Genomic DNA, 13644 nt, shown 5'->3' with positions numbered 1-13644 from the left:
GCGCGCGCGAACCGATCTGCGTCAGCGAGGATCCGGCCCCTCCACCAATGGCAGCGACTCATCCGCGGTCCACGCATTGAGCGATCCGTCATACACCGCAACGTCGGAACGCCCAGCCACCGCGAGCGCATGTGCAAGACCCGACGCGGCGATACCACCACCGCAATATGTCACCGGGTGCACGTCCGGATCGAGCGCACCTGCCTTCTCGAACACCGCCCGCAATTCGGCCGTCGGCTTCAGACGCCCGGTCGACGGATCGACGAGGTCACCGAACGGAATGTTGATGCTGCCCGGAATGTGCCCGCGGCGGGGGTACGACGGGCTCTCACCTCGATAGGTCGCCGGGTCGAGAGCGTTGATGATCAGGGTGTGCGGATCGTCGAGCGCACCGCGCACTTCGTCGGTGGAACGCAGCAGTTCGGGACGGCGGTGCGACGTGAAAGTGGCGGCGTGCGGGATGACCTGCTCGTCCGACACCGGGTAGCCCGACGCCGTCCAGGCGGGCAGCCCACCGTCGAGGACGGCAGCATCGTCGAACCCCTCCAGCCGCAGCTGCCACCAGAGACGGGCAGCCCAGATCCCACTCGACTGGTCGTACACCACCACCCTGCGGCCGTCCCCAATTCCGACTGCGCCGGCTGCCGTTGCGAAGCGTTCGGACGGCGCGGCGGTGAACGGCTGGGCGGCATGGTGATCGGAGAAGTCGGTGAACAGATCTGCATACACCGCACCCGGGATGTGGGCCTCGAGGTACGTGGCGAGACCGGGCTCGATATGCACCGACCCGTCCGGTGGCATCGTGAGGTGAGTGGTCGCATCGACGATGACCAGGTCTTCGTCGGCGAGCTGCTCATACAGCCATTCCGGAGAGACGGTGTGCGGTTTCGGTTCACTCATCGGGTCCTCCTCAGCTCTCGGTACCTATCCAGTAGAGCATTGTTCGGGCTCGGGGCTCGTGTCACTCCTTGACCGCGTAGCCCATGTAGGAGATACCGGTGAATCTCGTTCGTCCGAAGTCCAGCCGCCTGCTCACCTCTCCCCACGGGAGACTGCCACGCGCGCCCCGCACCATGTCCAGTACCCGCAACGGATTCTTCGACCGTGGTCCGAGACCCACGATCTCTCCGACGCGGAGTCCGTGCCTGGTCATGACCTCCGCGAGCTCCTCCGGCCGCACACACATCGCCCAATCGTGGATCGGAGTGTCGAACAGCCGGGACCATCGCCACTCCTGCATGATCTTGATAGCGACGAGTCGGCTGGTCCAGGTCCGGTTGATGGTGTCGAACAAGAACAATCCTCCCGGTTCGAGCACCCGGAAAACCTCGCCGATCACCGCGTCCAGATCGGTGACATGCTCGAGCACATCGCAGCAATACACGACGTCGACCCAGGAATCGCGAACCGGCAGCATCTCGCCCCTACCGCGCAGATAGTCGATCTCGAGATTCCCCTCGGCCGCGTGTCTGCCCGCTGTAAGCAGGGAAACCCCCGACGGGTCGACACCGACAACGCTGAATCCGATCCTCGCGAACTCTTCGGCAAGAAACCCACCACCCGACCCGACGTCGAGGGCACGCAGTCCTGTGTATTCGCAACCAATCTTCTTCTCGAGCACCTCGAGGAAATACGCGAAGCGACCCGATGTCAGGCTCCCGTGCAGCATGTTGAGGGGATTGTCCTCGTTCCACCACGCTGCACCTTCACGGTTGTACACATCGTTGTCGATGGGCACGGCAGTCACCTGCACATCCTCGAGGAGATCATCTCGCCCTGCCACCATCGCATGATCCGGCGATCGACATGTGCAATCAGGTGGGATCGACCCGCATCATCGCGATAATCCTCACCGTGCTCGCTACACCCCGGATCAGATCAGTTCAGGTAGACGACGACGTCGTCACCGCCGACACAGGTGACCACAGGGCTTCCCGAGCACTTCATGGTCTGGTTCTGCCCGGTGGCAGGCTCGCGCGCCTCTACTGTCACCAGCCCGTATCGCAGAGGCTGATCCAGATAGGAGCGACGCACTTCCTCGGCGAATTCACAGGACATGACCGGGTCTGCGACCGCGGCGCTGGTCACCTCAGGGCTGTCGAACGCGCTGGGGCACGAAGTCGCATTCTGCGGCACACTTTTCAGACCTTCCAGACCCGCGACAGGAGCCGAGGACGAAGTCGTAGCCGAGTCGCCGTCGCCCTCGCCCTGCTGCGAGAGCAGGAAGATCCCGACAACGACGATGGCGATCACAACAACAGCTGCTGCAATCTTCGGCATCGCAGAGTTCGAGGTCTTTCCCATTGTTCACAAGGTCCTTCGATCACCGGCCTGCACACGCAAACCGTCGAGCTCGTCGCGGCAAGCGACCGCGCAAGGTCGGCCGATGTAACCGACTGCATGTACGTTGTACCGTTCGCAAGACTAACGGTATCCATTGTTCGAACTACACGTCCGTGACCTGAGCCACGTGCGGCCCCGCAGGCCGTCGCGGCGCCGTCGAGCAGGTCCGAGGTGGTTTGTCACGTCAGATCACGCCGCAGCGGAGCCACGACAGCCGCCGCCGATGCCACTGCCGCATACATCAGCAGCACGAGCGCACCGAGCGCGGGAGTGAGCAAGGTCGCCGCCCCCGACGACATCTCCCCCGCCATGGTGTCGCTCAGGAACGTGAAGTTCGTCAACGCCGATGTCGCCCCTCCCGGCATGAACGGATAGAGAGTGTTCAGGCCCGGCAGGATCATGAGCACCGGCTCGAGGAAGTAGAAGTACCCGAGCACGATCCCGGTCGCGACGAGTTGGCTGCGCACGAGCGCGCCGATCCCCACGCCCAGCAATGTGTAGATCGCTGCGGCCACTACAACGCGAGCGAGGACCGCCGCAAGATCTCCCGTCGTGGTGCCGAGGTCGATGCCCCTCGAGGCCGTGACCACCAACAGAGCAAGCGCCGCCGACGACGACATCAAGAACCCGAATGCGAGGCCGAAGATGCTGTAGACGAGCAGTTTTGCAGCGAGTACCGCGCCTCGCCGCGGAACCGCCAGGAAAGTGGTGCCGATGGTCTTGTGACGGTACTCCCCTGTGACCGCAATCGTTCCGAACAGTGCGGGCACGAACAGCAACAGACCGGTGAAGCCCACCGCGATCGCCACCCCCTCCGGCGCATCGAGACCGGGCATCGGGGGCGACGCGTTCTCCGGCCCTACCAGTCCGAGCACACCGGTGAGTCCGGCACCGGACAGAACGGCCGCGACACACGCCCACAACGGTAAGCGCGTGGAGAACAGCCGGACGAACTCACCGCGGACCGCGCTCGTCATTTCACACCCGCCCTGTCGGTGAGGGAAAGGAAAGCCTCTTCGAGCGTGTTCCCCGTGGCCACGAGTTCGGAGAGTTCGCCCGTCCACGCGATGTGCCCGCGGTCGATGAGCACTACATCGTCGATGGTGTTCTGCAGTTCGGACAGCGCGTGGCTCGAGATCAGCACGGTGCCACCGCTTGCTGCGAACTCACGAAGGAATGTGCGCAACCATACGATTCCCGAGGGATCGAGACCGTTGGACGGTTCATCGAGGACCAGCACCTCGGGCTCGCCCAGAAGTGCGGTGGCCAGAGCGAGCCGCTGTCGCATTCCCGTCGAGTAAGCGCCGACGCGGCGGTCGGCGAACCGGTCGAGTTCGACCGAGTCGATCACCTCGCCGACTCGCCGCACCGGGTGGCCGCCGAGCGCGCAATAGGTGCGCAGGTGGGCACGGGCGGTGGTCGCGGGGTGCGCAGACGCGATGTCGAGCACAGCACCGACCGTGCCGGTAGGAAACGGGAGGTCCACGTACGGGATTCCGCCGAACCGTGCGGTGCCCGCATCGGGCCGGATCAGGCCGAGGAGCATCCGCAGGGTGGTGGATTTGCCCGCTCCGTTGGGACCGAGGAATCCGGTCACTCGCCCGGGCTCGGCGGTGAAGCTCGCGTCGACAACAGCATCGACCATGCCGAATCTTTTGGTCAGGTGCTCGACTGCAATGCCGGTCATGACGCCGAAGCTCCGTGAAGACCGCGAGCGAGTTCGACGGAGTGAGGGCTGCTGATGAGCAGTTCGTCGAACTCGTCGCCGGCTACGCGGCCGCGAAGCACGATGCGCAGCAATGGCTCACCTCGCTTCATGACGACGAGCCGTTTGGTGCCGCGGGGATGCGTGAAGGTGCCGACCTTGAGGAATCCGGAGATTGCAAGACCGTTCCGGATGCCGAGGACTTCGGAGGTCCACCCTGGCAGCACCTCCACACGGATCATCGACGACCTCGGGATCGACAGGTGGGTGCGACGGACGAAGAGTGCTTCCCAGCCGGTGAAGGCGAGGTGCAGGGAAGATTCGGAATGCGATAGGTCGGCCATGGCGGCGGCCCTTCTGTCAGCGGTAACCTGGACTCGATAATGAGAACATTATCAGAGTGAGAACAATGGAGGAAAGGGCCAGATGGACGGCGAACCGTCGATAGCCGACGTCGTGCTGCACCCGGTACGGCTGCGGATCATCCAACAGCTCGGCGGTCGGAGTCTGACCACCGCAGAGCTCCGCAAGGAACTACCCGACGTCACCCAGGCCACGCTCTACCGCCACGTGTCCGCGTTGATCGACGCACAGGTCGTCACCGTCGTGGACGAACGACGCGTCCGCGGAACCATCGAACGCACGCTCGCGCTCGGCGAGCGCATGGCGCACGTGGGTCAAGACGATCTCGACGCCGTGAGCGACGCCGAACTACGCAACGCCTTCGTCTCGTTCCTCGGCATGCTCGGCAAAGAGTTCGACAAATTCATCGACAGCGGCGATCGAACCCTCAGGAACTACCTCGGATTCGGCGCGACACCGCTCTACGTCGACACCGACGACCTCGCCGAAATCCAGGCGAAATTCAGCGAAGTACTCGCCTCCTACCGGACCGAGAAGGACAACGCCGTCCGAATCACCTTCGGAACCACGTTGATCCCTACTCCCCCGGGGGAATCCTGATTACGGGTCGGCGTCGAGCCCGAGAGTCGCGATCTCGCCGATGCGGCAACACGTGAGCACGTCGCAGTTGTCGGACCTTACTGGCACCCTCGCCGACATGAGAGACGCTCGAATGAACAGGCACACACGATGACGGCCCGATCGGGTGAGGAATTCGATGCGGATCGCGCCGTGTCGGACATCGCAGCCGCCCTCGCTGTTTCACTCCCCACCTCCGGGCCCACCGCCGATGAGGGAGAACCGGTCACCGGCGAATGGACGATCACCCGGGGTGCCGGTTTCCTGCTGTTCCCGCTCTGGGAGAGCAACGACTTCGTCGGCGTATACGAACCGGAATGGAACGTCGCGGAGGAGGCAGCGGAAGGTCATCTCACGGCGTTGGTTGCGGAGTTGACCCGCAGCTGGGGCCCTCACCGCACCGTGACGATGGGGCCGGCACTGTGGCAGCCGCCCGCCACCGAACCCTTCCGCACCCTCGTCGCCAAGGATTGCCTCGGTGATCTGGCGGTCTGGGGTCCGGTCACCGAATCGAATTCCCGTTGGGTCGCGGTCTCGCTCAATCAATGCGACGGCGACGCCCCGATGATCCTGACCGCACTGATCACCGACAGTCCGATCGATCCGCTCGAGTAGTCCGGGGCCCGCCGTTCCCCCACCGGCCCTCTTCGGACTGGCACACTCGCGTCCATGAGCGATCGACCCGTCATCATCACTGTCACCGGCCATGCCGAACGCGAGTTCGCCCCGAACCGGTGCACGGTCGTGCTCCGGGTGCACGCCGACGGCACGACGCGCGAGCACGCCGCCGACCCGGTCACCTCCGCGATCGCCACCCTGACCGACCTCGTCACCGAGCTGCGCGAACGCAACGACAGCCCTGTCGAACGATGGACGTTCGATCAGGTACGCCACAGCCGGCACCGCCCGTACAGCAAGGACGGCAAGACCCGCCCTTGGCGATATACATCGTCGGCGTCACTCACCGTGACGTTCCATGAGTTCGACGCGGTCGGCGCGTTCGTCGACGCCGCCTCCGAGGTCGAGGCCGTCGCGGTCGCCGACCTGAATTGGTGGATCACCCGCAAGGCCCGCGAGAAGCGGATGGCGAAGGTCCGCGACCTCGCAGTCCGCGATGCCCTCGCCAAAGCCAAGGGCTACACGACAAGCTTGGGCTACAGCGATTTCCGTGCTCTCGCCATCGCCGATCCAGGAATGCTGGGTCTTCAGCCGGGCCCGAGCCCAGGCGCAGGAGGTGCACCCATGATGCGGGCGATGCGTTCCGACATCGCGTCGGCGTCCGAGGAGGGCGGCGCCGGATTCGTCCTCGAACCCGACCGCATCACGCTCAGCGCCGACGTCGAAGCGCGATTCGAGGCGTCCTGACTCGGGAGATTCCGTACCGTGTCGGTGGGAGGCAGACATGACAATCAGCAGTTCGATCCTGCGCTTCGCCGGACCCTTCAACTCCGTCATCATGGCGGCCGCGGACCTTCCGATCATCGGCAGCCGCATCCGTGGCTACATCGCACCGATCACATACGTCGGTCGCAGATCCGGCAGGCTGATCACTTTGCCGGTCAGCTACCGGATCTCGGGCGACACCGTGAAGATCGGTGTCGCGATGCCCGACCAGAAGTCATGGTGGCGCAACTTCCTCGGCGACGGCGCTCCCATCAGCATCCAGTTCGACGAGAAGCGGACAGGCCATGCAGTCGCCCGCCGCGACGACCGTGGTCGGGTCGAGGTCGTCCTCCAGCTCGACCCCGCGTGATCTTTGGCGGGTCGGTATTCGCCCGGCGGACGAGATCCCACCGAGGTGGCCTCGAACGGGAGGTGTCCGGCCTACAGTTGGGCAGGCACCAGCAAACCGGGAGTCGTCGTGAACTCGAACGAGACGATGATGGCGTGGCGGGTAGCAGATCCGCGACCGATCCACGAGCACCCACTGGTCTTCGAATCCGGCCCGATTCCCACCGTGGGTCCGGACGAGTTGCTCATCGAAATTCAGGCCTGTGGAGTCTGCAGGACCGACCTGCACGTCTCGGAAGGCGACCTGCCCGTCCACCGGCGTCACGTGGTGCCCGGGCACGAGGTGGTAGGTACCGTGCACCGGACCGGCGAGGCGGTCAGCGGCTTTTCACCGGGCGACCGAGTCGGTGTCGCCTGGCTCCGGTACACCTGCGGACAATGCCGGTATTGCCTGCGCGGGCGCGAGAACCTCTGTCCCTATTCGCGATACACCGGATGGGACGACGACGGCGGATACGCCGAATACGTCACGGTCCCTGCAAAGTTCGCACTTCCACTCCCGGAGGGCTACGACGATGTCGAACTCGCGCCCTTGTTGTGCGCAGGAATCATCGGGTTCCGTGCATTGGAGCGCGCGGCCGTTCCGGAGGGCGGGCGCCTGGGCATCTACGGTTTCGGTGGTAGCGCCCATATTGCGGCGCAGGTGGCGATGCATCGAGGCGTGTCGGTTCATGTCATGACCAGGAGCGCCGATGCCCGCGCGCTCGCCGAGGAACTCGGCGCAGAGTCCGTGCAGGGTTCGGCCGACAGGCCTCCCGTCCCACTCGACGCCGCCATCGTGTTCGCACCGGTAGGAGATCTGGTCCCCACCGCACTCGAAGCACTCGACCGCGGTGGAATCCTCTCCCTGGCCGGCATCCATATGACCGACGTTCCTCGGCTGAATTACCAGCGGCACTTGTTCTGCGAGCGGGAGATCCGGTCGGTGACAGCCAATACACGCGACGACGCGCACACCTTCCTGCGTTTCGCCGGCGAGCATCGGATTCGGGTGAGCACGGTGCGCTACCGGCTGCCGGAAGCGGAGCGAGCATTGACGGATCTCGCCGACGACCGAGTCCGCGGCGCCGCCGTCCTGGTGCCCGACCACGAATAACCTCCGCCCGCGCTCGTGGTCGCGCCGTGCAGGCACACGCACCTGCCAGGGGCTGGGAGTCGGCCCACGTCTCGCCGAGGTTGTCACCGACCTCGCCACCGCAATCGATGTCCACTCCCGGATCCCCTCCGTCACTCGGCTCCGCCGGATGCAATTATGTGAGTTAGTCTAACCTAATCATCGGACCATCTTTCCCGACAGGAGCACACCGTGCACCCACGCCGTGTCGCACACACAGCACCCGCACTTCTTGCACTCGCACTACTGACCGCACTCACTGCCGCATGTACCAGTAGCGAGACTCCGATGAACGAAGAAACCCGAACCGTCACCGACCGATTCGGTGACGTCGAGGTGCCCGCCGATCCGCAGCGCGTCGTCGCTCTCGGCTGGCAGGAGGCAGACACCGTACTCGCTCTCGGCGTGCAACCCGTCGGCACCGCATCGTTCCCGCTCTCCCCCGACGGGCAGGTACCGTGGCAGACCGATCTGATCGAAGGTGAACCGACGCAGGTCGATACCACCCGAGCCGGCTTCGATGTGGTCGATCTCGACCTCGAATCCATCGCGGCGTTGCAGCCCGACCTCATCGTTGCGACGACATTCGCAGACCTCGAGACCTACCACGGCCGATTGAGCGAGATCGCACCCGTGGTCGGCCCGGAAAGCGCCACGTACCTGACGATCCCGTGGCAGGACCAAGCTCGCCAGGTCGGTCGCGCACTCGGCCGCGAGGACGCCACCGAAACCCTCATCGACGACGTCCAGACCCACATCGACGATGCCGTCGCACGCAACCCCGAACTCGTCGGCGTGACCTACACACTCGGCATCGCCACACCCGTCGGCTACAAGGCAGTCAACGATCCCGACGATTTCAGCAGCGTCATCCTCGGCGAGTTCGGAATGACACTCACCGACACCATCAGCGCCCTACCCGATACCGGCGACGGTTCCGGATCGGCGACGCTCTCTCCCGAGAATGCGCACCAACTCGACAGCGACATCCTGCTGTTGAGTTTCTTCGCAGTGGGCGGGTCACAGCAGGCATTGTCGGATCCGGTCTTCACGTCGATTCCGGCCGTCGCCGACGGCCGGTACATCGACGTCGAGGCCGCATCCCTCACAGCGCTGCGCAATGCCTCGCCACTGTCGATCGACTACACGATCAGCGAATTGATCGAGGGACAGATCGCACCGAGCATTGCCTCGCACAACTGACACGCGACACTCCGGGGTGCACACACCCCGGAGTTGCCAGATGTCAGATCTCGATGTCGAGGTCGTCGGTCGCAAAGACGCCGCGCCCTGCCTCCATCGACGCCCGCGCCGCTTCGAGCCGAGCGACATCGATTCTCGTGTTCGATGTTCCGCGCTTCCAGTAGCCGAAGACCCGGATGCTGCCGGCAGGCAGCACGAGGTCGTCACGACAGCGGCGACGGATCTCTCGCACACCCTCGCGCTCCCCCGCCGCCCATACCGACGCCCCGGCCGGCACTTTCATCCCGGCGAACGCGGTTGCGAGAGGCCGATCGATGCCAGGTTCAGCGCGCTGCACGGTGACGTAATCCCTCCGATCCCCGAGTTCCCCCTCGGCGAGATCGATCTCGTCGTCGGGGGCGGCAGCGACAAGCACTGTCGGAGCCTCGATCGGAAGGCGAGTGAGGATCCGGATCGCCGCGGGTAGTGCCGAAGAGTCTGCCAGCAGGATGCGCGGCAACCCCGGCCCCGGAACCCGGTGTGGGCGCGGACCGGCGATCGGTACGACATCTCCCGTGCGCACCCGGCCGAGCCACCTCATCGCCGGCGACGGTTCACGGTGACGGACGATGTCGAGCGCGACCGTCCTGCTCTCGATGTCCACGCCCGCGACGGTGTAGACCCGGGCGGTGGTCTCGGGCGCTCCGTCGATCCCCGCGAACTCCACCGACTGCTCCGGAACCGACAGTCGAACGGCAATGTTGGGTCCAGCCCATTCCCGAAGTGAATGCGTTCCGGAGATCGTGCCGCTCACTCGGAGCAGTCCGGCCGCGCGATCGCCGACGGAGACGACAGTGAACGTCGCCTCCTCTAGCCCGGCTCGGTGTTCCGGTGTGCGCAGCACTTCCATCAGATCGGCGATCCGGTCGGCCGTGAACGGCGCCTCGTCCGGCATAGCAACCTCGTTCTTCGTCGTATGGATCCGTCAGATAATGTGAGTGAGTCTAACCTAACAACTGCTCCATGGGAGAATGCTCGGCATGTCCTCACCTGGACGACCTCGGCTCGTCACTCCCGAACGTCTCGTCGATGCCGGGATGCGTATCACGCTGCCCAAGTTGAGCATCCGAGCGATTGCCACAGATCTGGGAGTGAGCGAAATGTCCGTGTATCGCCATGTCGGCGACCTCGACGGACTGCACCGCATCGTCGCCGATGGAATCGTCGCGCGCGCCCCGCTACCGATGCCGACTGCCGACGATCCGGAGGATGCGCTCGTCGACCTTGCATTGGCTCTGCGCGATTTCGTGGTCGCAAACCCGGGGATCGGCAGATATCTCACCGCGCTCACACCGCGCTCCGAAGGCGCCTTGGGCGCGATCGACCGCAATCAGAGGCAGTTCGCAGACCGCTACGGCTGGGATCCGGCGGACGCAAGCATCGCATTGTCCGTCGTTGCCGAACACGCGGTGGCACTCGCGGAGATCAACCCGGTCTCACACCGCGCCGACAGAGATGACGTGCGCCCCTCGAGGGCCGACGGGTTCGACACGATCAACTCCGGAGCACGGAAGCTTGCACACCTCACACCTCGTGAGACATTCACGTGGTCGATGCGCGCGACCGCGCGCGGAGTGATCGCGATGCTCGGCACCGGGCTGTGACGCGTATCCGCGAGGATCCCAGCCATTCCCGCTCACGAGGAGTTCACCAGCGGTTGCGCACATCCTCGGCCCAGCCCACGATGCCGTCGATTCGCACCCGAGCTCCGGTGTCGTCCGCAACCGCGCCGGACCAGTGACCGAAACACTGATGGGTGCGGGACGCGAACACCAACAGGGCGGTGACGGATCTCTTCAGATGCAACGGCGTGAAAGTGAGGTCTACGGTGTCACCGGTGACCCTCCACTGCGACATCCAGTCACCCGGATCATATGTCCACACCAGTTCTTCACTGATCTTCGACAGATGCCCGTCGACGACCAGCGCGTTCTCCACCGATCCTGTTCCGTCCGTCCACTTCCCGCCGGCCTGGATTCCGATCACCTTGCCGTCGATGCGGCCCGAGCCGGCACCCCAGTTCCAATGCACCGCGTACGGCCAGCGGCCGCGGCCGTGATCGAGCGTCGCCCACGACTGCCCAGCGGGCACCTCCGAGACAACACCGTCGATGCGGATCGTCCCGGTCGCAGGCCTGGCAACGTCCTTGACGGTGTAGTGGAAGCGCCGGTCGGTCCAGGGGACGACCACGCCGAGGCACTCGTGCCCCTCGGGCCGGTGCGCGAGGACATCGATCTCCACCCGCGCGCCGCGCGCCCGCAGCCGAGTCCCGCCGTCGACCTCGTCGATGTCGATCTGCAGCTTCCCGGTGCGGGACCGGACCGGTCCGTCACCGAGATTGCGCGGCAGTGTCGCGGTGCGGGGTAAACCGATGGCGTCATACGAGATCACGTCTCCGCTCTGGAGACTCAGAATCCAAATACCATGCACGGCAGCGTAACCGATGTCGGACACCACCAGCGTGATCACATGGGTCGGCGTGGTCACCGCCCAGTGTTCCCACCGCTTGTTGCGCCCCTTCCTGCCGCCGTGACCGATGCCGTCGGTCGTGATCAACTGTGTGCGCGTCCACCCCACCGCGCCGGGGTTCAGGCGCCCGTCGGACCGGGTCAAGCTGACGGGTTCGGTGATTTCCCGTTCCGGCACGGCCAGAGGTGACGGTGCTCCCCCGGCGGCGTGGTCGTGCCTGCCGCGCAGCCGCATGTTCGATGCACGAACCGCGGCGGGGTCGACCTTCAGTACCCGACGGTCGTAGGTCATCAGACCGTTCGTCTCTTCTTCGACGTCGGCGAGCTGGGTGTAGACGAAAGCTGCCAGCCCGTTCTCGACCGCCGGGCCGAGCTGGGTGTGCTGCAGGCGCAAGAACGCACGCTCGTACCTCCACCGGTCGGTGAACTTGCGGTAGCCGAACTCCTTGTTGCTCCACACGTGCCCCGGAACCCGATAGGAGTACCCTCCGTACTCCGACAACACTGCAGCGCGTTCATCTGCAGCGTCCGCTCGCGACAGCCGGTACGGCCGGAAATACACGTGGCGACCGACCATGTCGCCGCCGCCTTGATCGTGCCAGCCACTGGCGTGGTCGACCGGCCGGGTGGGGTCGAGGTCCTTGATCCGCGACGTTGCGGTGACGGCGTCGAATTGGCCCCAGGCTTCGTTGAACGGCACCCACGCGGCAATGCTCGGAGTCGAACGCAGCAGCGCGACAGTCGCGTCGAGCTCCTCGAGGAATTCGGCACGCCCTTCGGCGTCCTGCCGTCCGAACCAGGTGTAGTGGGAGTCGTCCAACGTCACCGGAAGTGCGACCGGCGCGGTGACCACGGCCTGCCAGTAACTGCGGCCACCGTTGACCATGTCCTGCCAGACCAGGACGCCCAACCGGTCGCAGTGGTGGTACCAGCGCAGCGGCTCGATCTTGATGTGCTTACGCAACATTGTGAAGCCGAGGTCCTTGGCCGTGGCGATGTCGTGGATGAGCGCTGCGTCCGAGGGTGCCGTGTAGAGGCCGTCGGGCCAGTATCCCTGGTCGAGGAGGCCTGCGTGCAGATACGGTTTGCCGTTGAGCAGCAGCCGGGTTCTCCCGGTCGCGTCGGGTCCGACACCGAACGAACGCATCCCGACATAGCTGGAGACTCGGTCGGAGCCGAGTGTGACCTCCACGTCGTACAGGAACGGGTCGTCCGGCGACCAGAGCCGCACGTCGTCGCCGAGCCGCAACTGCGTCGGCACGCCCACCCTCACGCTGCCGGACACGACGTCGTTGCCGTCTGCTCGGATGGTGACCTCGGCAGTGTCGCCGCCGTCACCGCCTGCCGCCATACGGACCTCGACTTCACCGGAGACCGGATCCGGCACGAGATCGAGCGCCGTGATCCAGCGCTGCGGTACCGATTCGAGCCAGACGGTTTGCCAGATCCCGGATTGCGGTGTGTACCAAATCCCTCCGTGCTCGAGCTTCTGCTTTCCCCGGCTGCGCCAGGAGCTGTCGGTGACGTCTCGGACTCTGACGACGAGTTCGTGACACTCACCGCGCAACGCATCGGTGATGTCGAGGACGAACGGCAGGTACCCGCCTCGATGCCCGCCGACGAGTGTGCCGTCGACCCACACCTCGCAGTCCTGGTCGACCGCCCCGAAATGGAGCAGTACACGATCCCGCACGAAACCGACGGGCAGCGTGACGGTTCGGCGGTACCAGAGTGCTTCATCGGGCCGCAGTGTCCGATTCACTCCCGACAACGGTGCTTCCGGCGAGAACGGCACCACAATCTCCCCGCCCCATTCGCGTGGTCGCTCGGTCACCGAGGCAGCGGTGATGACGTAGTCCCAGCGGCCGTTGACATTCACATACGAGTCGCGGACGAGCTGGGGACGCGGATACTCGGGCAGGACACTATCCGCATCGAGGCTTTCACCCCATTCGGTGATCACAGTCGGCCCTCCAAAGACTCCGCTTCAGCTGTGCACA

15 protein-coding genes are annotated in these 13644 nt (G+C 65.0%); 7 read left to right on the top strand and 8 right to left on the bottom strand.

What is annotated here, in order from left to right; all coding sequences use genetic code 11:
• Positions 1–21: 21 nt before the first annotated feature.
• From ACSYG9_RS19160 to ACSYG9_RS19135, 6 genes are all read right to left on the bottom strand, one after another.
• Positions 22–900 carry a sulfurtransferase gene (locus tag ACSYG9_RS19160; protein ID WP_454839581.1) on the bottom strand — a complete coding sequence of 293 codons (879 nt, stop codon included), beginning with the start codon at positions 898–900 and terminating at the stop codon, positions 22–24.
• 61 nt (positions 901–961) lie between these two features.
• Positions 962–1747 carry a bifunctional 2-polyprenyl-6-hydroxyphenol methylase/3-demethylubiquinol 3-O-methyltransferase UbiG gene (gene ubiG / locus ACSYG9_RS19155; RefSeq protein ID WP_454839579.1) on the bottom strand — a complete coding sequence of 262 codons (786 nt, stop codon included), beginning with the start codon at positions 1745–1747 and terminating at the stop codon, positions 962–964.
• A gap of 131 nt (positions 1748–1878) precedes the next feature.
• Positions 1879–2304 carry a serine/threonine protein kinase gene (locus ACSYG9_RS19150; protein WP_440124006.1) on the bottom strand — a complete coding sequence of 142 codons (426 nt, stop codon included), beginning with the start codon at positions 2302–2304 and terminating at the stop codon, positions 1879–1881.
• Between the two features lie 218 nt (positions 2305–2522).
• Positions 2523–3320, bottom strand: coding sequence for a hypothetical protein (locus ACSYG9_RS19145; RefSeq protein ID WP_454839577.1), 798 nt, complete (start codon positions 3318–3320; stop codon positions 2523–2525).
• Positions 3317–4030, bottom strand: coding sequence for an ABC transporter ATP-binding protein (locus ACSYG9_RS19140; protein WP_454839576.1), 714 nt, complete (start codon positions 4028–4030; stop codon positions 3317–3319). The genes ACSYG9_RS19145 and ACSYG9_RS19140 overlap by 4 nt, the downstream gene beginning before the upstream one ends.
• Positions 4027–4392 carry a hypothetical protein gene (locus ACSYG9_RS19135; protein ID WP_454839575.1) on the bottom strand — a complete coding sequence of 122 codons (366 nt, stop codon included), beginning with the start codon at positions 4390–4392 and terminating at the stop codon, positions 4027–4029. Before ACSYG9_RS19135 ends, ACSYG9_RS19140 begins: the two co-directional genes overlap by 4 nt.
• Before the next feature lie 82 nt (positions 4393–4474).
• Between ACSYG9_RS19135 and ACSYG9_RS19130 the strand changes: the two genes are divergently transcribed.
• The 6 genes from ACSYG9_RS19130 to ACSYG9_RS19105 all read left to right on the top strand — a co-directional run bounded on the left by ACSYG9_RS19130 (position 4475) and on the right by ACSYG9_RS19105 (position 9137).
• Positions 4475–5011 (top strand): helix-turn-helix domain-containing protein, encoded by a 537-nt coding sequence (locus ACSYG9_RS19130; RefSeq protein WP_440124002.1) that lies wholly within the window; start codon positions 4475–4477, stop codon positions 5009–5011.
• A 129-nt stretch (positions 5012–5140) separates the two neighbouring features.
• Positions 5141–5644 carry a hypothetical protein gene (locus ACSYG9_RS19125; protein WP_440124001.1) on the top strand — a complete coding sequence of 168 codons (504 nt, stop codon included), beginning with the start codon at positions 5141–5143 and terminating at the stop codon, positions 5642–5644.
• Between the two features lie 54 nt (positions 5645–5698).
• On the top strand, positions 5699–6394 hold the full coding sequence (locus ACSYG9_RS19120; RefSeq protein WP_440124000.1) for an SIMPL domain-containing protein: 696 nt from the start codon (positions 5699–5701) through the stop codon (positions 6392–6394).
• A gap of 37 nt (positions 6395–6431) precedes the next feature.
• Positions 6432–6782 carry a hypothetical protein gene (locus ACSYG9_RS19115; protein ID WP_454839574.1) on the top strand — a complete coding sequence of 117 codons (351 nt, stop codon included), beginning with the start codon at positions 6432–6434 and terminating at the stop codon, positions 6780–6782.
• 126 nt (positions 6783–6908) lie between these two features.
• Positions 6909–7916 (top strand): zinc-binding alcohol dehydrogenase family protein, encoded by a 1008-nt coding sequence (locus ACSYG9_RS19110; protein ID WP_454843000.1) that lies wholly within the window; start codon positions 6909–6911, stop codon positions 7914–7916.
• A gap of 306 nt (positions 7917–8222) precedes the next feature.
• Positions 8223–9137 carry an iron-siderophore ABC transporter substrate-binding protein gene (locus tag ACSYG9_RS19105; protein ID WP_454839573.1) on the top strand — a complete coding sequence of 305 codons (915 nt, stop codon included), beginning with the start codon at positions 8223–8225 and terminating at the stop codon, positions 9135–9137.
• A gap of 43 nt (positions 9138–9180) precedes the next feature.
• Here the strand turns inward: ACSYG9_RS19105 and ACSYG9_RS19100 are convergent, their stop codons facing one another.
• Positions 9181–10071 carry a siderophore-interacting protein gene (locus ACSYG9_RS19100; protein WP_454839571.1) on the bottom strand — a complete coding sequence of 297 codons (891 nt, stop codon included), beginning with the start codon at positions 10069–10071 and terminating at the stop codon, positions 9181–9183.
• Positions 10072–10156: 85 nt separating this feature from the next.
• Between ACSYG9_RS19100 and ACSYG9_RS19095 the strand changes: the two genes are divergently transcribed.
• The gene (locus ACSYG9_RS19095; protein ID WP_440123996.1) at positions 10157–10780 is read left to right on the top strand and encodes a TetR/AcrR family transcriptional regulator; all 624 of its coding nucleotides are present in this window, start codon (positions 10157–10159) and stop codon (positions 10778–10780) included.
• A gap of 43 nt (positions 10781–10823) precedes the next feature.
• Here the strand turns inward: ACSYG9_RS19095 and ACSYG9_RS19090 are convergent, their stop codons facing one another.
• Positions 10824–13607 carry a DUF2804 family protein gene (locus ACSYG9_RS19090; protein WP_454839570.1) on the bottom strand — a complete coding sequence of 928 codons (2784 nt, stop codon included), beginning with the start codon at positions 13605–13607 and terminating at the stop codon, positions 10824–10826.
• Between the last annotated feature and the right edge of the window lie 37 nt (positions 13608–13644).

The sequence above is a fragment of the Rhodococcus sp. SJ-2 genome (genome assembly GCF_053750035.1).
This window is presented reverse-complemented; position numbering and strand designations above follow the sequence as displayed.

Bases quoted from the DNA above. Each gene is read 5' to 3' on its own strand.
- ACSYG9_RS19160 (WP_454839581.1), bottom strand. From the start codon at position 900: ATGAGTGAACCGAAACCGCACACCGTCTCTCCGGAATGGCTGTATGAG.
- ACSYG9_RS19150 (WP_440124006.1), bottom strand. From the start codon at position 2,304: ATGGGAAAGACCTCGAACTCTGCGATGCCGAAGATTGCAGCAGCTGTT.
- ACSYG9_RS19145 (WP_454839577.1), bottom strand. From the start codon at position 3,320: ATGACGAGCGCGGTCCGCGGTGAGTTCGTCCGGCTGTTCTCCACGCGC.
- ACSYG9_RS19140 (WP_454839576.1), bottom strand. From the start codon at position 4,030: ATGACCGGCATTGCAGTCGAGCACCTGACCAAAAGATTCGGCATGGTC.
- ACSYG9_RS19135 (WP_454839575.1), bottom strand. From the start codon at position 4,392: ATGGCCGACCTATCGCATTCCGAATCTTCCCTGCACCTCGCCTTCACC.
- ACSYG9_RS19130 (WP_440124002.1), top strand. From the start codon at position 4,475: ATGGACGGCGAACCGTCGATAGCCGACGTCGTGCTGCACCCGGTACGG.
- ACSYG9_RS19125 (WP_440124001.1), top strand. From the start codon at position 5,141: ATGACGGCCCGATCGGGTGAGGAATTCGATGCGGATCGCGCCGTGTCG.
- ACSYG9_RS19120 (WP_440124000.1), top strand. From the start codon at position 5,699: ATGAGCGATCGACCCGTCATCATCACTGTCACCGGCCATGCCGAACGC.
- ACSYG9_RS19115 (WP_454839574.1), top strand. From the start codon at position 6,432: ATGACAATCAGCAGTTCGATCCTGCGCTTCGCCGGACCCTTCAACTCC.
- ACSYG9_RS19110 (WP_454843000.1), top strand. From the start codon at position 6,909: ATGATGGCGTGGCGGGTAGCAGATCCGCGACCGATCCACGAGCACCCA.
- ACSYG9_RS19105 (WP_454839573.1), top strand. From the start codon at position 8,223: ATGAACGAAGAAACCCGAACCGTCACCGACCGATTCGGTGACGTCGAG.
- ACSYG9_RS19100 (WP_454839571.1), bottom strand. From the start codon at position 10,071: ATGCCGGACGAGGCGCCGTTCACGGCCGACCGGATCGCCGATCTGATG.
- ACSYG9_RS19095 (WP_440123996.1), top strand. From the start codon at position 10,157: ATGTCCTCACCTGGACGACCTCGGCTCGTCACTCCCGAACGTCTCGTC.